A 15,973-nucleotide genomic window follows, 5' to 3' on the forward strand; every position below is an offset into this window, starting at 1 on the left:
CACAGCAGGCTCTTGCCGCGGCCCGCCGCTCAACAGCTTCCTGATCGGCATGGACCTACTTGCAGCCAGACAGGCAGGCAGGCGGACAGAGAGATAAACCTCTGCCGCCTGCAGGCAGCTCAGTCCGGAGGCCTGGCCAGGCTCACCGCTACCCTAGTGGAAAAGGGTAGGAATTATCAGCGAGGCAGCGTATTCCAGGTGCCAGATGACCAGGCCAGCGGTTACCAGTGCAAGCAGGATATGGAAGATGCGCCAGTAGCGAATGACGTAACGATAGAACTGCTCGCGTTGCAAAGCGCGTTCGATGCTCCGCAGGGCCGCCATCTGCTCTTGAGCCCCCGGCAGCAAGGCCCCGGGACGGCTGAGCGGGCTTTTGCGATCGGGTACCAGGCGATAACTTGGCTCATAGCGACTGAGTTCCTGGGGCGTCTCCTCTAGCGTCAGATAGGCCAGGTCCCAGGGACCATGCAATGTGCGCCCGCGCCCGGCGCTGCGCTCTGGAAGGGAGGAGACAGCCGACGAGGCCGAGGCGGGCGAGGGGGTCAGGCCGCGCACGCGTTGCGAGTTATGTTCCACAATGGCCTGAAGCTGCTGAGAAATGGCCTCGATGCGATCTTCGCCTTCCGCGGTCAGGGCTTTGCTGGCCTCCTTCGCGATAAGGCGCGGCATGATGCGGTCAAGGGTCCGTCCGATGATGCCACTAATCACCAGGGCGATCAGGCCGTAGAGGGCATAGGTGCCGGAACGGGGGTTAAAGTTGCCAAAGGAGTGGTAAAAGATCAATGCCAGGCCAGTCAGGCCAAAGAACATGTGCCAGCCCAGGGCGGAGCGTAGCCCACCGATGACTTTTTTGCTTTTGCGCGAGCGGCGACGCAGGCTGTAGAGCAGTCCAGCCAGCAGGAGAAAGACTGTGCCCGCCACCGCGTAGATCAGGCCCACAAGGCTATCAGGTGTGGGGTCGCTACCGTTGCGACTGTACCAGACGCAGAAGACCAGTCCCGCTACAATGATGAGCAGCCCTAAAAAGATGCGCAGCAGATTGCGTGGCTTGAGATAGACGAAGAAGAGCGGATAGCCTCCAACGCCAGCCCGCTCCCGACCGGCGCTGTAATCATAGGGCGAGGAAGAACGCAAAGCAGGCATCAGTTCAATCCTCCTCTCCAGAACGGTACAGACGGATCTTTAGCCACATCATCATGGCATCGCGATGGAGGCCAACCGGACAGGGAGGTACACAAGCACCACACTGATAGCAGGAGCGCGCAAAACGCGCCACCGGGGCCGAGATCGGGCCGCCAAAGGTCTCGCGATTGAGGACATCGATCGTCAGGGGTTCGTCAAGCGCTGGACAAGCTAGCAGGCACTCATTGCAGCCGATGCAGGCTTCCAGTTCCTGCTGAACCTGAGAAGCGGTCTTATGCAAAAGGACAGGATTACGCACTTAACGTCCTCCCTCCTGTCTCTCGCTGTAGGATCGCACATGCTGCCTCTGGGCCGGACTGCGGCGAGGGAACGCGGGCAGTGCAGGGTCGCTGTAGGCCCAGAGGTTGCGTCGGCCTCCCTGGCCTTGCTCTTGTTGAGCTGGCAGGTTGCCAGAGTTCAAGCGTGGCCCGCCTTGCCCAGGCTCTGGCAGAGCCGGCAGGCTGCCGGTGAAAGGGCTGATCTCTTCCTCCTCGCGCAGGATCGAATAGCGGGAGGCGCTGGCCGCCGACATCGAAGTCTGGCTTCGCTGAGGGGTACCAACCGGCCCGGTAGAGAGCGGCGGCAGTTGCTCGGTGGTCGGAAGGCGAGGCGCAGGCTGAGCCGCTCGAGCAACCGGCGCCGGCGTGCTGCTACGCACGGCAGGCATTGGCTCAGGTGTCTGCTGGAGCTGGGGCTGAGTCTGGATGGCGGCAGGCTTGACGCTGGTCAGACGCCCGCTCGTCACCAGATCCTGTGCGGTATAGGTGCGCCGACGGCTCAAATACTGGCGAGCATCAAATTCGCCCTTCAGGAGGCCTTTCAAAATATCGCGTACGGGCAGCTCTTCATCGATGAGACGCTTGATCGCCAGGCTATCTGGTTGCATGGGACCAAGCGAGAGATAGCCAATTAAGCGCTCACCCTGCAGCAAGAGACGGCGATAGCCCCCACGGCTGGTATCGGTCAGGACATAGGAACCAGGTGGCGATTGGAGAGGGTTGCCGACATAGAGCATCGACAGGTCGCCCAGGTGTGTGGCGTGCCAGGGGACGCCGAAGGGACGCACGGCCTCACGGTGACCGGTCATCATTGCTCCTGCCATGCGGCCTTGCTCCACAGCAGCGTACCACTGGGCGCGCGGTTCGTAGCGGCCAGTGAGCGGGTTTTTCAGAGCTGCTACGTCGCCGGCTACGTAGATATCGCGTACACTGCTGCGCAGATGGTCGTCGACAAGAATGCCGTTCTCATGCTTGAGAGGTAAATCGCAGTGTTTTGCCAGCTCGGTCACCGGTTTCGTGCCTGTACAAGCGACGACGAGCTGACAGGGGATAAACTGCTGCTGATTGGTGACCACGCCGATCACGCTGCCCATGCGGCCCACAATGCCAACGACTTCGGTCGAGGTGTAGACGCTGGCCCCGGCCTGCCTGATACGCTCTAGCACCATCTCTGATGCGGTCTCGTCTAGCATGCGAGGCAGCAGGACAGCGCTGCGGATTAACCAGTGGACATGAATGCCCCAGTGCAGCAAACACATGACTGTTTCACAGGCGTGGGCTCCGCCGCCGATGACTACGGCTTCCTCGACCTCTGGCAGGCGCCGCCGTAGGTCAAGATAATCTTGAAGACGGTGCAATGTCAGTACGCCGTCGAAGTCGCGTCCCGGTAGGCTGGCAGGCAGCGCGGTCGGCGTACTACCGGTGGCCAGAAGCAGTGAGCCATAGCCAAAAGAGTTGCCATTGGCCAGGGTTACAGACTTGCTCTGGGCGTTAATTTTCTCGACTCGCGCGTGAATCAGATGGATACGCTCCTGCCGTTCTGTACCGGGAGGATAGGCCAGCAACTGTTCACGGGTCAGTTTGCCGACGGCGAACTGCTTGAGCGCGGGTGTATTGATCGTGGGATGGTTCTGGTCGGTGATAATGACAATGCGGGCATCAGGCTCGAAGCTCCGCGCCTGGATGGCCGCCGTTAAACCGGCGATGCCGTTGCCGACAATCACGATATCAGCACGATCAATACTGGGCGGCTCAGTCCCTTTGAACACGAGTGCCCGATGACCTGCTTGATCCTGTCTCATATCTCCTCTATCTGTGCTCACCCATCACCTGAGTTTGGTCAGGTTCCTGTCTTGCAGCGCCGGCCAGGCCTGCCCTGTTCGGCTCGTTCTTCCCTGTCTGGTTGGTCAGCTCAACTGGTGGCGACCTCGTCCTGATTGTCCTGCCTATCGGTCTGTTCTACTCGCTATCCGCCCCATCGCTACCACCGCCGTCAAAATGATCGTCTTGCCAATCGCGCCGCTACGCTCTGGCGTCTCTACCTGCGCGCTGCCTGGACTGTACTTTGGGCGAGCAGGCCCCGAGCGCCGAGCGGGACCAGATGGCGAGGGTCTTGGTTCCCGCGCGTTTGCGACAGCTAATCTACCTGAAAGGCCACCGGGGGTTTGCCCGCGGTCTGCGGGTAGTAGTAGACATCGGTATGCGCTTTCTCCCGCAGGTGCCGCTCCATATGCTGCAGCGCCAGGCGACAGCGCTCGACGCAGAGAAAACGCAGCCGCTGCCCACTGGCGGTCTGGAGCACAAAGCTCATATCGGTTGGCTGAATCGCGACAATTTTGCCATCGGCGTGCTCTACACCGGGCCCCTGGGTGACCATCGGGTTGAACAGGGCAAGCGGACTGATGCAGGCCAGCGATAGAATCGCGACCAGGAGCATGACGAAAATGACTGCTGTGCTACGCGGAGAAATCATGATCGCTAGCCCAGAAATTCATATCCATACATAGGAGTATTTTATATCAAGGTATTCCGCAGGGTACGGTACCGCCGTGAAATTAGCCAGAATGTCTTAGCGTAGCGCGGCTCGAATCCCGAAGAGAAGCCGCTTAGGGCAAGAGGGGGAAGGACGTGCTTCCCCGGGAACAGGGGTAGTGGCACAATCGCTATGTTCTCTGCTCTCAGGGAGCACTGACGTCAGCCTGACTCTTCGACCGCAGGTATTGCTCAGTTCGCCGCGGCAGGATGAGGCCGCGAGGGGTCAAGCGCCGGCGCGCCTGCGCCGGCTGTCAACTGGTGAGCGGATGCCTGGCTTTGGCCAGCGCGTCAGGGGCCGCTCTTCCTTTCCGCGCGGTGCTGTCTTTTGGTTTGGCCGTTTGGCAGGATCTTGCCCCTTCTGGCAGCTCATGCAGTGCTTGCCGTGGCGCTAGTCAGGGCTTTCTAGGTCGGCTTCCGATCCGCTATGATAGATACATTCCTGTCTGAGTGCGACCAGCCGTTTCAGGGCGATGTGATCGGCCAGGGCTGACCAGATGGCTATCAGGCGGATGCCATCGGCCTGGCCACGTTCCTGGATGCGTAGGACTTTTGCCAGAAAGAAGCGCATGGCTTCGTCGACTGAGCGCGTGGGCGTCTCTCCGACCACCCAGTAGGTCCAGCCTCCATCGTCGTGCTTGCAGGCAGTGAGATAGATGTTGAACCTCCAGGGACGCTTTCGGTACCTGGACGGCTGGGCCAGAAAGATGGCTCTGGCGAGTTTATAGGAGCGGTGTTGCACTGTACTACTCCTTTCTCAGGTTGCGCTGGGAGAGGTCTGAAGCGTTTTGGGAGAAGTGTGGGGAGGACGAAAATGGGACCCAGCGCCCCCGCGCTGAGCGCAGGCTGATGATCTGGTCATAGGCTACCCATTCAACGTGTCCTTCATAGCCTTTGGTCGTGACGGTGACACGGGCATAGCGATAGTGGTCATTGGCCAGGTCAACGATCCCTTCCCAATAGAGCTTGCGTGTCCCGTCTACGACATAGCGGATGCGCTTCCCTTTCAGCGACAGCGACATGGTGACCTCCTGTGTTCGAAGGCCGTGCTAATGCGACACGGCCAAGGCTTGCTGCCAGCCCTCGCCAACCAGCCTGACCACATAGCTCTTGCTTCCCAGTGTGACGGGAAACCATCTCCGCAAGACCTTGGGGTCATGGTGCACGTGGCTAAGCACATACGGTGTTGGCAGCAGGTGAAATGACCGACCCTGCTCAACGCTGACAGTGATGCGTTTGGCCGCTTCCGGCTCTGGGCGCAGTCTCAACAAACGGCTTCTCTTCATCACAACTCTCCCCTGAACAATTATTCTGAGAATAGAAATTACCATAAAAAATTCTGAATTTCAATTCGGATAGCTTAGTTGGAATTCTTATGCTAAGCTAGGCCCAGTCCAAACCTCAAGGGAAGCATCCTGGCCTGCATGATCAGACTGAAGGTCAAAGAGATTCTTGAAGAGCAGGGGAAAACGCAGTCCTGGCTGGCGCGCAAGAGCCAGGTTCCCGACGCGCTTGTACGGAGGATGATACGGGAGCCGACCTCGTATCACCCGACGCTCCCGACCCTGGTGAGCATAGCGAAAGCCCTGCGCGTGCGCATTGAGGATCTCTACGAAGAGCTGCCAGACGACGAGGACGAAGCCCCTTCACCCCCAACGCCCTCTTAGCCGACGTACTGGGTCTCTGCAACCCAGCAAGGCCAGCCCAGCGGATTCCCCTCTTGACAAGGGCAAATGGTGTGTAGCATGACATCAGCATGCTGTGGGGAGAGCACAGCACTGCTCAGTGTTGCAGCGGTATCCCATCCAGCGCCCCTGCTCTGAGCGCACGCTGATGATCTGGTCATAGGCCACCCATTCAACGTGTCCTTCATAGCCTTTGGTCGTGACGGTGACACGGGCATAGCGATAGTGGTCATTGGCCAGGTCAACGATCCCTTCCCAATAGAGCTTGCGTGTCCCGTCTACGACATAGCGGATGCGCTTCCCCTTCAGCGACAGTGACATGGTGACCTCCCGTGTTCCTGAGCAGCAACTACGGCGCTATAGACATATGACCATTCCCCAATGCACTGCCAGCCTCTCAGCGGGATATATTGGTAACGCTGACACACCACGCGAAACCTCTCCAGACCAAATATCTTGCGCAGGACAATGGGATCGCATGCGAGCTGGCGCATGCGCTCTGTGGGCGGCAACACAACCCGTCTCTCACCAGAGATGATCTCTACCCTGTAACGGTCTAAGCCATCATCACCCAACCCCTGCAAGCGTATCCGTTTCATCCCAAGCTCCTTTCTCAGGATAATCGGGGGAGTATATAATACTACAGTAGTATTATAGCGTGATATCAAACACGTTGCAATACCGGTTATCTATCACTGGCAAAATCGATACTAGTCAGTTGACAAGGCTTGCTGTATGGTAAGAGAGAACCATTTTTCTGGACAGGACTCCCAACGACGCATGTATCGGCTAAGGGTCAAAGAAGTCTTAGAAGCGAAGGGCAAGTCTCAGACCTGGCTTGCCAAGCAAGCCCGGGTACAGCAGGGGCTGATCCGCCGCATGATTAGAGAACCCGAAAAGTACAAGCCATCCTACGCCATCCTGGCACAAGTCGCAGAAGCGCTGCGCGTTCCCATCGAGGACCTGATAGAGCAAGTTCCAGACCCTGAGTAAGACGCGCTGGCTGAGGACCGCGTCCTGCTCGCCCACCAGCCCAGTGAACTCCCCTCTTGACAACCGCAAACGTGGTGTGTACAATGACATCAGCATTCTGTATTGGTAGCCCAGCATCATCAACGATGCTCAGACGGCTCCAGAGCGAGCCGCGACGCCAAGGTAGCTCAGTTGGTAGAGCACAGCACTGAAAATGCTGGTGTCGACGGTTCGATTCCGTCCCTTGGCACCTCTGCGAGAATGGGCCAGCAAGGTGAGGTGACTCATCCATTGCTGGCCTTTTGCTTTTCCCCTGGTTTTTTGCTGCCATTGAGGCCGCCCGGCCACGTCGAGACTATTGTACAGCCAGTTGACAGGCTGATCCGCACATGGCAGAATGGAGCTGCTCTCCTCGCCTGCAGCGATTGTAGGGCCATCATTGCCCTACTCCACCGATGGAGCTAAGGCTCCTCTTACTCCCCACGGGCAAGGTAGCGAGTCAGAGTGAAAAAAATCAAGGAGTTCCGAGTTATTGGAGCAGCACTATGTATCAGAAATCTTCCCAGGGCCTCCTTGATGCAGCTATAGAGAAGAGTATACCCAGGGACATGCTGCTGTCGAGCATCAGGCTGCTGGAACAGGCGACCTCCTCTTTGCAAGAGGGCTGGCGCACATCTGCAGGCCATCTTGACTTGCAGAGGAGGGAGCGCACCAGCCTCTTTCCGTGGCGCGGTCAGTTCTCTCCCCAGCTCGTCGAGCTGCTTCTAAAGCGCTATGCCGGGAAGAGCGCTGTTGTCCTGGACCCTTTTGTAGGCAGCGGCACAACTCTTTTTGAGGCGGCCCGCCAGGGCTTGAGCTGCTACGCAGCGGATATCAATCCAACGGCAGTGGCGCTGTCTCGGACCGTCTACTTTGTTCGCCTGACCCCCTCTGAACGCCTGCAGCTTATCCAGAAGGCGGAATCACTCTTAAAGACGGCCATGCAGCCCGCCTTTAGAGATCTCTTCTCCCTTGAGAATCTTGAATATGAGCTCGATGATGACGCTCCTCCCCCAGAAGAAACGATATTTTCCCTAATAAGAGAAACTGAAGACCAATTCTTGAGAATTATATTAACTAACACATTAATAGGATATTTTGACAATCAAACCAAAAGAAGGAAAAATAACTGGTACAGATCTTTCTATGAGCAGGCTGCGATTATCAGAGATCTACCCTATAGCACCGCCCAATATGATGTTTTCCATAGTGACGCCCGTACCCTACCCCTGGCCAATACGAGCGTTCAACTGATCGTGACCTCTCCTCCCTATATCAATGTTTTCAACTATCACCAGAACAGCCGAGCCGCGATGGAGCGCCTGGGCTGGAACCTTCTCACCATTGCCCACTCAGAGATCGGCGCCAACCGCAAACACCGCCAAAACAGATTCTTAACAGTGATTCAGTACGCCTTAGACATGCTAGCAGCTCTGCGAGAAATGCACCGCTTACTTAGCGAGAATGGGCGCCTGATTATCGTCATAGGCCGCGAGTCAACCATTCGCGGTGTGCGGCTTGGCAATAGCAGGCTGATCACCGCCCTGGCCCTGGGAGGAGCCGGCTTTCAGCTAGCCTCGGTCGAGGATCGGAAATTTCTGAACAAGTTCGGCGAGATCATCTACGAGGATGTACTTCATCTAACATCGTCTGCCGTCCTTCCTCCAATCAACGAAGATTTTGCCCGTTCTCTGGCTATATGTATATTAATTGAGGCATTTCAAAAAAATTACAAAAATTCTTCTCTAGCCGGAGAAATTCTGGCGGCGATCGGAAAAGCCTGCTGTGTCCATCTCTCTCCTCTTTTCAAGCCTGAGCATGCCAGCGGAGGATTTCTATGAAATTTCCCACTCCTCACCGCGATAAGCTTATCGCTACACTTCTTAACGAGAAGCTGCCGCGCGATGATCAGCCGCTGGTTGAAAAGGCGCTCCAGGATTATCATATTTGGATCTCTCATCTAGAATCAATTGAGGTAGAATACAGAGATGAGCCACAAAAGCTGCTCCATCGCATGGTCAGCGAGCTGAACGGATATAGACTACGCCTCGACCTTAACCTGATCTTTGACAGCCCCCATGACTGGCTTTATCGCCAGAAGGGCCAAACCAAATTAGACAACTCAATCATTGAGGAGTTCCTTCCTCGCCTGGTACAGGCGTTGCTTGGTCACAAACTTCCCACCGATATCCGCCTTGGACCAGTCGAAAGCCTCTCGGCCATCTGGTTCGAGTCCAGTTTGACCAGAAGGGCGCCTGCAGGTGGCCTCTCGCTCCGCTGCGAGTGGCTAGATATGAAGCCTATTAACACGGGCACGACTCCTATTGACAAAGTTCTGATCCTCCGCAAAGCCAAAAGAATCAGCGCGGCAACACGTGAGAAATTCAGCACCTATCAGGGGCGGCAAAGCCTCAAAGAAACTTATCTTGCTTTTCTGCAGAGCCACCCGTACAGGGAAGAGGTCTTTCAGCTATTCATCAACTACATCGATCAGTGCCTCTCTCAAGAGACACTGGATGAGGAAACTGTCCTTGATCAGGGGTACTTCTGATCCGAGCCAGGCTCAGATCAGCCGTTCCCCTTGTCCATAGCCAGGCGCTTGCACCCAAGACTGGCCTTTCGCTAGAATGATCACAAAGCCAAAGAGCAGGTCAGATCTTTCTTTCTGTTCTTACGAGACGAGAGTCTTATGGCACGCATCCCGCCGGTTGAAGACAGCCAGCTCTGGCCCGAAGACCAGGAGAACGACGCCAGTCAGGCCTTTGCCACAATGGGCGAGCTGTTTCGCGTCATGGCGCACCGGCCCACAGTGGCACGCCAGACCATGCAGCTACTGCAAACGGTCATGCGCAGCGGCAGCGTCGACCCACGCTTGAAAGAGCTACTGGCGATCCGCGTCTCTCAGGTCAACTATTGCCATTATTGAATGGCTGCCCATACTGCCCTGGCAGGGCAGCTAGGTGTCAGCGAAGAGCTGCTCGATGCGCTCTATCACATCGATACTCACCGCCATCTCTTTACGGCGCGTGAGCTGGTCGCTCTGCGCTTCGCAGAGATGATGACAACTGCCGCCCGGGACATCGATGAAGAGCTATGGGACGAGCTGCAGGCTCACTTCGATGACGGAGAGATTATTGAGCTGGCGATGGTGATCGGCCTCTTCAACTGCTTCAACCGCTTTGCGGATGCGCTGCGCATTGAGCCGCCCGCTCGTTCCAAAGGCGAGAGGCCAGCTCAACCGCGCGCCGCCGAGAGGAAGGATACAGACGCCTATGGCCACGAGCGAGGAACAACTGAAGGCACTGATCAGGGATCTCTATGAGCTGTCCCGCTACTTGCACAGTCGCGGCGAGCGCTCTTTGACGCTGGCGCGCCAATTCGAAGAGCATGCCCAGCGCGATCCCAGCAACCGCGAGTTCGATCTGAACCAGGCGCGCATGCTGGACTATCAGCACCATATCTGGCATGAAATTGGCAACCTGGTAGATCGCCTGCTTCGCCAATACGATCGCCCAAGCTCCTCCTAGGCGAGCATCGCCCGCCAGCTCGGGGAGCAAGCACAGTACAAGTGAACCGTCGATCCAGCTCACAGGAGCCAGCCAGCCCTTGCCTTGACTTAAGCGCTTCAGCAAGCCAAAAACGAGAGAAGGCAGGCCCGCTGTCCCCGCGCTTCATCGAGAGACAGCACCTGCCTTCTCTCGCTTTCTCCCATGCTCCTCACGGCAGCCTGTGAGAGCCTGCTGCAGCTCAGCGCCAGCCCAGCGGCTCACGCACTGTCAACAGCTCCCACCAGGGAGCATGGACGCCTCCACCAGCGCCAGCCCAGCCCTAGAGCTGGCCACTCTTGGCCTTGCTATAGCGCTCGCTGAGTTCCTCTTTGGTGCGCTCGTAGATCTCCCGCCCCTGAGCTAGAGCCTCGTTAGCACGCTGGCGCAGCTCCTGACCCAGGCCCAGCGAGCGATCACGCAGCAACAGCCCCTGCTCCGTGAGCTGGGCCCGCGTGGCCTCGCCCGACTGCGGCGCGAACAACAGGCCGGCGGCAAAGCCCAGCCCGAAACCTACTAGTAAGCCGGCAACAAACTTCATGGATCTCTTCCGTCCTCTCTTTCTGTAGAAAGCTCTCTCACTTATTGCTCGCTATTGCTTTTCTCAATATAGAGCGTGAGCGGGCAAAAGAATAGCGAAGGAGAGGCAGGGGTGGTAACAAAAGCAACTTACCAACAAGCAGCGGGAAAACGATCAAGACACTACCTCTCCTGACGCCAGCTCGCCGCTGCAGAGGAGTGTTTCGACTCCTGAATATAGTACGCGCGGATGTACCTGTCAGACTCTGGTGTGGACAACCAGTACCACGACAGGAGGGGAAAGGACAAGGCGTCGAGCGTCAGTTAGCGACTGGTCTCCCTGCAAAGGAGGCCTGGCACGCTCAATGCGCAGGCTCATTGAGGACCTGCTGGACCAGGGCCAGCAGGTTGGTCAGCTCAAACGGCTTCTGCACCACATGCACCCCCTGGTAGTAACTCGGTTGCTCTGCCACCAGCTTGCTTACTTGCTCCGCCTCTAGCACAGCAGCGGTGTAGACGATAACTGGAACCTCGCGTGTGAGCGGATCAGCCCGCAACTGCTTCAGAATCTCCTGGCCAGAGACGTCGCCCAAACGCAGGTCAAGGATCAGCAGATCGGGTAAGTCACGCTTGACGCGTGCCAGCGTCTCACGCCCGTGCTGTAAAATAGAGACCTGATACTCTTCGTCTTCCAGGACCCGCCGCATTAGATGCAGCAGCTCGTTTTTGTCGTCGACAACGAGTATGTGCTTAGTCACGTTCTTTCGGCGCAACTCCCCGCCTATGGCCAGGCCGGGAAACGGGGATAGACGCCGCCTCCTGTTAATCGCCGCCTAGCCGTCCTTCCAATACGCTTTCCGTTCCGAACGAACAATTCACCTGCTCAACGAGGAAAAGGCAAGCCGTTTTGCTCGGCTGCATTGCCGCCAGGCCGTCCGCTGGTTCTGCTGCCTGGCAACCGAGGAGAGTGATAGCGACCTGGCCCCTGCCGCTCTGGCGTTTCAGCGCCCGCCTGCTCTCCTTTCTCCCCTACTTTCTACCGCAGCTTTTCCCTGCTTACTTGCCACTCTTGCAGTCAGAGCAGCAGCGCCGGCCAGTGCGGTCCGCTGCCTGGCTGCCTGTTGGCAGCTATCGAGCTAGCTCATGTGGCGCTACCAGCCCCGCTATTGAGCTGAGGGCCTGCCACCGGTGGGTAATGGCGGCCCCAAGGCCGACATGAGGATATACATAAACACGGTCCTTGTCAAGAGGGCGCCTTTGATCCTTCCGAGCATGATCAGAGCCTTCGCCCTCCCCACTCGAACTTATCGGTAAGTGTACCACGTCACCTGAGACAAGACAAGGTCGCGGGCCAGCGCCTGAGAGGGGGGATCGGCGAGATTGATGCCCTCTCCTCTTCTCCCCTTCATTATACACGCCGATGCTAAGCTGTCGGCGTCACTCTCTCGCGAAGCCAGGCAGCTAGCCGGCTAAGACCCAGGGTGGTAACCCTCCTGTCACACCGCTCTTCTTGACAGGCATGATATCATTAGCGATGAGCCGAGGAGGACTCACTCCCGTATTCCCCTTAGCGGTAATCCTCCCAGCTCTGACCGCGTAGCTCAGCGGTAGAGCAGGCGCCTTTTAAGCGTAAGGTCGTGGGTTCGAGTCCCACCGCGGTCATTGTTTTCTTCTGGCGTCTCCCCTGCGGTATCCTGATGTGATGCAGTACCCATCCGGGCCGGATGCGACAGCACAGCGGTGCTGGTTTTTTTCTAGTCCGCATCCGGTCCGGCTTCGCTTTTTTGCTGGCCGCTGGAGAGCCGGCTGCTGTCTGTCTGCTCTCGGTGGCAGTCAGCTTGCTGTGCAAGCCGAGCATCCATCATTGTTGGCCCAGTTCAAGGCGTCACCTTTATTCAGCCCAGTCACATAAGGCTGTCTCGCCAAGGCAGGCGCCTGGCCCTGTTGGCCTTGTCCCCGGCCTGGTGCCTTCGGCTAAGCTGGACAGCCTGGCTCAGCAGGAGAAAAGGATATGGCGATTCAAGCGCAGGTCAGGCGACGTACCTACCTTGATTCGATCACCCTGATGCAGATTGCGACGGCCCTCAAGGAGCTACCGGGTGTCGAGGATGCCGCCGCTGTGATGGCCACCGACGCCAATCGTCAGCTTCTTGCAGAGGTCGGCCTTGACCCTGGCGACATTTCAGCAGGACCAGAAGACCTGCTTCTTGTGGTCAAAGCCGCAACCCCGGAGGCCGGTGAGCAAGCGCTGCAGGCCGCCGAGAGGCTGCTCACCGCCCGCCAGCCGAGAGCTACTCTGCAGCAGGACACAGCCGCCTCAGCCCCTACTTTAGCAGCATATTCTCCACGCTCTCTAGAAGAGGCCGTCAGGCGTCAGCCACAGGCCCGCCTGGCAGCGATTTCGGTGCCTGGTCCCTACGCCGCCCTGGAGGCTGAGCAGGCTCTACGGGCTGGCCTCCATGTCTTTCTATTCAGCGATAACGTCCCTCTCCAGGAAGAAATTGCCTTGAAGAGGCTGGCCCAGGAGCGCGACCTCTTGCTGATGGGGCCTGACTGCGGCACCGCCCTTCTGAATGGCATAGGCCTGGGCTTCGTCAATGTCGTACCACGTGGTCCGATCGGCATCGTCGGCGCCTCGGGCACCGGCATTCAACAGGTAATGTCGCTGATCGCTCAGCAGGGCAGCGGCGTCTCTCAGGTCATCGGCTGCGGCGGGCGCGACCTGAGCCGCGAGGTTGGGGCCATTACAACGCTGGCAGGCCTTCGTCTGCTTCTGGAGGACGAGAGCACGCGCGTGATCGTCCTGGTTTCTAAGCCGCCTGCGCCGGAGGTAGCAGCGCGCGTGCTAGAGGCGGCAGCGAGCGGCTCCAAGGCCGTCGTGGCCTGCTTTCTTGGCGCTGATCACGAGAGGCTGGAGCAGCACTACGGCGAGCGTGTCGCCCTGGCCCGCACCTTGACGGACGCAGCCACGTTGGCCGTTCAGTTGGCCGCTACGCCTGCCTCCTATCACATGGCGACCACTCCTGCAAGCGCCATTGCGGCTCGTCTTGAACGGCTCAGACAGACCTGCGCGGTCTCCGCGGCCAGTGGCTATATGGTTGGTCTCTTCGCGGGCGGCACCCTCTGCGACGAAGCAATGCAACTCTGGAGTGCCTTGCTGGGACCGATCTACTCTAATATTCCGCTAGAGCCTGCCTGGAGTCTGCGCGAGAGTAGTCTGAGCGCCCTCCCGGGACACTGCGCTATCGACTTTGGCTCCGATGAATACACCCGCGGGCGTCCGCATCCTCTGATCGATCCCTCGCAGCGCTTGCAGGCTCTCCAGACGGTCGCCAGCAATCCGCGCGTTGCAGTGATTCTGCTGGACATCGTGCTTGGTTACTGCGCCCATCCTGATCCGGCGGCCATCTATGCCCCCGTCATTGCCGAACTGCGCCGCCGCGGCCCGCGCCCGGCGATTGTGGTCTCATTGTGCGGAACAGAGGGCGACCCGCAGCGTCTCTCGGTTCAGGCTGCGCGCCTGCAGGAAGCTGGGGCCACGGTATTGACGAGCAACGCTGAGGCCGCTCTCCATTGCGTCCAGTTACTCTATGAGCAGGAGGGAAACGGTGGTATCCTCTAGCATTCCCGAGCAGCCTGGCACGCCCTTGCCTGGCGTTATCAATGTGGGCGCTGAGCTGTTCGCCGAGGCGCTCCGCGCCCAGGGCGTGGCCGTGACGCATGTGGCCTGGCGACCACCCGCCGGCGATCCCACCCACTTAGCCAGGCTACTGGCAGATCCAGAAATCGATCGGGCCAACGAGATCGCTGTAGGGCGTATGCTGGCCGCCGAGCCGGTTCTGATCGACGTCCAGCCTGCGCGCGCCGTCATCCCCCTTTTTCGCGAGACTGGCGGAGGCTACGCTCTGCTCCATGCCGGCCCGCCGATTAGCTGGGAACGCATGTGCGGTCCTATGCGTGGCGCCATTATTGGCGCTTGCCTCTACGAGGGCTGGACCCGTACAGAGGAGGAGGCCATCCGCCTGGCCGAGACAGGAGCGCTCACCTTCGCCCCCTGTCATCACTATAACGCCGTCGGGCCAATGGCCGGCATTGTTTCGCCCTCGATGCCGCTGCTCGTCGTGGAGGATAGGGTCCACGGCAATCAGACTTTCGCCCCCCTGAATGAGGGCCTGGGCAGGGTGCTGCGTTATGGAGCCTATGCGCCCGAGGTCATCGAGCGCCTGCGATGGATGCAGGAGGTGCTGGGGCCGGCGCTGAGCCGGGCCTTGCGCCATGTGGGCGGCCTCGACCTGCGCTCGCTGCTCGCTCAGGCTCTCCACATGGGCGATGAGGGCCATAACCGCAATAAGGCGGCCACTTCGCTGTTTCTGCGCCAACTGGCCCCGGCTCTGGTCGAAACGGGAAGCTCCAGCGCCGAAACGGCTAGCGTGCTGCGCTTCATCGCCTCAAACGATCACTTTCATCTGAATCCCTCAATGGCGGCTGCCAAGGCCATGACACTGGCAGGTGCGAACGTGCCCAATAGCAGCGTGGTGGTCACGATGGCGCGCAATGGAGTCGACTTCGGCATCCGCGTGAGCGGGTTGGGCGAGCGCTGGTTTGTGGGGCCAGCCCAGCCGATTCGGGGCCTCTATTTCGCTGGCTTTGGCCCCGAGGATGCCAATCCCGATATCGGGGACAGCGCTATTACGGAGACCGCCGGTTTAGGGGCCTTTGCTATGGCTGGCGCTCCGGCGATCGTCCAGTTCATTGGCGGCTCGCCCGCCGACGCTCTGCGCTATACCCGCGACATGTATGCCCTGACTGTGACTACGAACCCACAGTTCAGCTTGCCAGCTCTTGATTTCCAGGGCACTCCGACTGGCATCGACATCCGCCGCGTCTGTCGCCTCAACTCGCCGCCGGTGATCAATACTGGCATCGCCCACCGCCTACCGGGTATCGGTCAGGTAGGGGCCGGGATCGTTTACCCGCCAATGGAGTGCTTCACCGCCGCCCTGCAGGCCCTGGCGGCCAGCCGTCAAGCAGCCTGAAGCTGGAGCGAAGCCGAAAAGCAGAGGGAGCTTGCTTCTCGCCATGCCTGTGATGAAAACAAAAGAGGGAAGGAGCCTGCGCGCTGACCGTTGGGCGCAGGCTCCTTGCTGCCAGGCCGGGCAGCCATAGCCGTGACGCAGGAAGGGAAGCTGAGACGGCCAGTCGCTTTCCCGGAGCGGGTGGG

At 58.9% G+C, this 15,973-nt stretch carries 19 protein-coding genes and 2 tRNA genes; 11 read left to right on the plus strand and 10 right to left on the minus strand.

The window, feature by feature from the left end:
• Window positions 1-153 precede the first annotated feature (153 nt).
• The 7 genes from AC6H1L_RS11145 to AC6H1L_RS11175 form a co-directional block, all read right to left on the minus strand.
• Window positions 154-1,143 (minus strand): hypothetical protein, encoded by a 990-nt coding sequence (locus tag AC6H1L_RS11145; protein ID WP_497597586.1) that lies wholly within the window; start codon window positions 1,141-1,143, stop codon window positions 154-156.
• 4 nt (window positions 1,144-1,147) lie between these two features.
• Entirely contained in the window at window positions 1,148-1,441 is a 294-nt protein-coding gene (locus AC6H1L_RS11150) for a 4Fe-4S dicluster domain-containing protein (protein ID WP_052891136.1), read from the minus strand.
• Window positions 1,442-3,262 carry an NAD(P)/FAD-dependent oxidoreductase gene (locus AC6H1L_RS11155; RefSeq protein ID WP_497597587.1) on the minus strand — a complete coding sequence of 607 codons (1,821 nt, stop codon included), beginning with the start codon at window positions 3,260-3,262 and terminating at the stop codon, window positions 1,442-1,444.
• 335 nt (window positions 3,263-3,597) lie between these two features.
• Window positions 3,598-3,933, minus strand: a complete 336-nt coding sequence (locus AC6H1L_RS11160) for a hypothetical protein (protein WP_497597588.1) — start codon at window positions 3,931-3,933, stop codon at window positions 3,598-3,600.
• A 450-nt stretch (window positions 3,934-4,383) separates the two neighbouring features.
• Window positions 4,384-4,734 (minus strand): hypothetical protein, encoded by a 351-nt coding sequence (locus tag AC6H1L_RS11165; RefSeq protein ID WP_497597589.1) that lies wholly within the window; start codon window positions 4,732-4,734, stop codon window positions 4,384-4,386.
• Window positions 4,735-4,738: 4 nt separating this feature from the next.
• A complete protein-coding gene (locus tag AC6H1L_RS11170; RefSeq protein WP_497597590.1) occupies window positions 4,739-5,014 on the minus strand; it encodes a hypothetical protein in 276 nt (91 codons plus the stop codon).
• 27 nt (window positions 5,015-5,041) lie between these two features.
• Window positions 5,042-5,278, minus strand: coding sequence for a hypothetical protein (locus AC6H1L_RS11175; RefSeq protein ID WP_497597591.1), 237 nt, complete (start codon window positions 5,276-5,278; stop codon window positions 5,042-5,044).
• Window positions 5,279-5,416: 138 nt separating this feature from the next.
• Between AC6H1L_RS11175 and AC6H1L_RS11180 the strand changes: the two genes are divergently transcribed.
• Entirely contained in the window at window positions 5,417-5,659 is a 243-nt protein-coding gene (locus AC6H1L_RS11180; RefSeq protein WP_497597592.1) for a helix-turn-helix domain-containing protein, read from the plus strand.
• A gap of 84 nt (window positions 5,660-5,743) precedes the next feature.
• Here the strand turns inward: AC6H1L_RS11180 and AC6H1L_RS11185 are convergent, their stop codons facing one another.
• Window positions 5,744-5,998, minus strand: coding sequence for a hypothetical protein (locus AC6H1L_RS11185; RefSeq protein WP_497597593.1), 255 nt, complete (start codon window positions 5,996-5,998; stop codon window positions 5,744-5,746).
• A gap of 414 nt (window positions 5,999-6,412) precedes the next feature.
• Here AC6H1L_RS11185 and AC6H1L_RS11190 point away from each other — a divergent pair, with 414 nt between their 5' ends.
• From AC6H1L_RS11190 to AC6H1L_RS11220, 7 genes are all read left to right on the plus strand, one after another.
• Window positions 6,413-6,670 carry a helix-turn-helix domain-containing protein gene (locus AC6H1L_RS11190; RefSeq protein ID WP_497597594.1) on the plus strand — a complete coding sequence of 86 codons (258 nt, stop codon included), beginning with the start codon at window positions 6,413-6,415 and terminating at the stop codon, window positions 6,668-6,670.
• A 156-nt stretch (window positions 6,671-6,826) separates the two neighbouring features.
• A tRNA-Phe gene (locus AC6H1L_RS11195) sits at window positions 6,827-6,899 on the plus strand.
• 295 nt (window positions 6,900-7,194) lie between these two features.
• Window positions 7,195-8,529: a DNA methyltransferase gene (locus tag AC6H1L_RS11200; protein ID WP_497597595.1), complete on the plus strand. Its 1,335-nt coding sequence runs from the start codon at window positions 7,195-7,197 to the stop codon at window positions 8,527-8,529.
• Window positions 8,526-9,239 carry a Bpu10I family restriction endonuclease gene (locus tag AC6H1L_RS11205; RefSeq protein ID WP_497597596.1) on the plus strand — a complete coding sequence of 238 codons (714 nt, stop codon included), beginning with the start codon at window positions 8,526-8,528 and terminating at the stop codon, window positions 9,237-9,239. The genes AC6H1L_RS11200 and AC6H1L_RS11205 overlap by 4 nt, the downstream gene beginning before the upstream one ends.
• A 138-nt stretch (window positions 9,240-9,377) precedes the next feature.
• Window positions 9,378-9,614: a carboxymuconolactone decarboxylase family protein gene (locus AC6H1L_RS11210; protein WP_497597597.1), complete on the plus strand. Its 237-nt coding sequence runs from the start codon at window positions 9,378-9,380 to the stop codon at window positions 9,612-9,614.
• Window positions 9,615-10,010 (plus strand): carboxymuconolactone decarboxylase family protein, encoded by a 396-nt coding sequence (locus AC6H1L_RS11215; RefSeq protein ID WP_497597598.1) that lies wholly within the window; start codon window positions 9,615-9,617, stop codon window positions 10,008-10,010. It begins immediately after the preceding gene.
• A complete protein-coding gene (locus AC6H1L_RS11220) occupies window positions 9,961-10,215 on the plus strand; it encodes a hypothetical protein (RefSeq protein ID WP_497597599.1) in 255 nt (84 codons plus the stop codon). The genes AC6H1L_RS11215 and AC6H1L_RS11220 overlap by 50 nt, the downstream gene beginning before the upstream one ends.
• A 301-nt stretch (window positions 10,216-10,516) precedes the next feature.
• Here AC6H1L_RS11220 and AC6H1L_RS11225 read toward each other — a convergent pair whose 3' ends face one another.
• Together AC6H1L_RS11225 and AC6H1L_RS11230 are read right to left on the minus strand one after the other, a co-directional pair.
• Window positions 10,517-10,774: a YtxH domain-containing protein gene (locus tag AC6H1L_RS11225; RefSeq protein ID WP_297160085.1), complete on the minus strand. Its 258-nt coding sequence runs from the start codon at window positions 10,772-10,774 to the stop codon at window positions 10,517-10,519.
• A 340-nt stretch (window positions 10,775-11,114) separates the two neighbouring features.
• Window positions 11,115-11,510: a response regulator gene (locus AC6H1L_RS11230; protein WP_069804783.1), complete on the minus strand. Its 396-nt coding sequence runs from the start codon at window positions 11,508-11,510 to the stop codon at window positions 11,115-11,117.
• An 832-nt stretch (window positions 11,511-12,342) separates the two neighbouring features.
• On the opposite strand from AC6H1L_RS11230, the gene AC6H1L_RS11235 reads away from it, so the two are divergent.
• The 3 genes from AC6H1L_RS11235 (at window position 12,343) to AC6H1L_RS11245 (ending at window position 15,788) form a co-directional block, all read left to right on the plus strand.
• Window positions 12,343-12,414 (plus strand) — tRNA-Lys (locus tag AC6H1L_RS11235).
• A gap of 349 nt (window positions 12,415-12,763) precedes the next feature.
• The gene (fdrA, locus tag AC6H1L_RS11240; RefSeq protein ID WP_497597600.1) at window positions 12,764-14,374 is read left to right on the plus strand and encodes an acyl-CoA synthetase FdrA; all 1,611 of its coding nucleotides are present in this window, start codon (window positions 12,764-12,766) and stop codon (window positions 14,372-14,374) included.
• Window positions 14,361-15,788, plus strand: a complete 1,428-nt coding sequence (locus AC6H1L_RS11245; RefSeq protein ID WP_497597601.1) for a YlbE family protein — start codon at window positions 14,361-14,363, stop codon at window positions 15,786-15,788. The genes fdrA and AC6H1L_RS11245 overlap by 14 nt, the downstream gene beginning before the upstream one ends.
• Window positions 15,789-15,973 lie beyond the last annotated feature (185 nt).

The organism is Thermogemmatispora argillosa (assembly GCF_059696725.1).

Coding starts and splice junctions, on each gene's coding strand:
- AC6H1L_RS11145 (WP_497597586.1), bottom strand. CDS start 1,143: ATGCCTGCTTTGCGTTCTTCCTCGCCCTATGATTACAGCGCCGGTCGG.
- AC6H1L_RS11155 (WP_497597587.1), bottom strand. CDS start 3,262: ATGAGACAGGATCAAGCAGGTCATCGGGCACTCGTGTTCAAAGGGACT.
- AC6H1L_RS11160 (WP_497597588.1), bottom strand. CDS start 3,933: ATGATTTCTCCGCGTAGCACAGCAGTCATTTTCGTCATGCTCCTGGTC.
- AC6H1L_RS11170 (WP_497597590.1), bottom strand. CDS start 5,014: ATGTCGCTGTCGCTGAAAGGGAAGCGCATCCGCTATGTCGTAGACGGG.
- AC6H1L_RS11175 (WP_497597591.1), bottom strand. CDS start 5,278: ATGAAGAGAAGCCGTTTGTTGAGACTGCGCCCAGAGCCGGAAGCGGCC.
- AC6H1L_RS11180 (WP_497597592.1), top strand. CDS start 5,417: ATGATCAGACTGAAGGTCAAAGAGATTCTTGAAGAGCAGGGGAAAACG.
- AC6H1L_RS11185 (WP_497597593.1), bottom strand. CDS start 5,998: ATGTCACTGTCGCTGAAGGGGAAGCGCATCCGCTATGTCGTAGACGGG.
- AC6H1L_RS11190 (WP_497597594.1), top strand. CDS start 6,413: ATGGTAAGAGAGAACCATTTTTCTGGACAGGACTCCCAACGACGCATG.
- AC6H1L_RS11200 (WP_497597595.1), top strand. CDS start 7,195: ATGTATCAGAAATCTTCCCAGGGCCTCCTTGATGCAGCTATAGAGAAG.
- AC6H1L_RS11205 (WP_497597596.1), top strand. CDS start 8,526: ATGAAATTTCCCACTCCTCACCGCGATAAGCTTATCGCTACACTTCTT.
- AC6H1L_RS11210 (WP_497597597.1), top strand. CDS start 9,378: ATGGCACGCATCCCGCCGGTTGAAGACAGCCAGCTCTGGCCCGAAGAC.
- AC6H1L_RS11215 (WP_497597598.1), top strand. CDS start 9,615: ATGGCTGCCCATACTGCCCTGGCAGGGCAGCTAGGTGTCAGCGAAGAG.
- AC6H1L_RS11220 (WP_497597599.1), top strand. CDS start 9,961: ATGGCCACGAGCGAGGAACAACTGAAGGCACTGATCAGGGATCTCTAT.
- AC6H1L_RS11225 (WP_297160085.1), bottom strand. CDS start 10,774: ATGAAGTTTGTTGCCGGCTTACTAGTAGGTTTCGGGCTGGGCTTTGCC.
- fdrA (WP_497597600.1), top strand. CDS start 12,764: ATGGCGATTCAAGCGCAGGTCAGGCGACGTACCTACCTTGATTCGATC.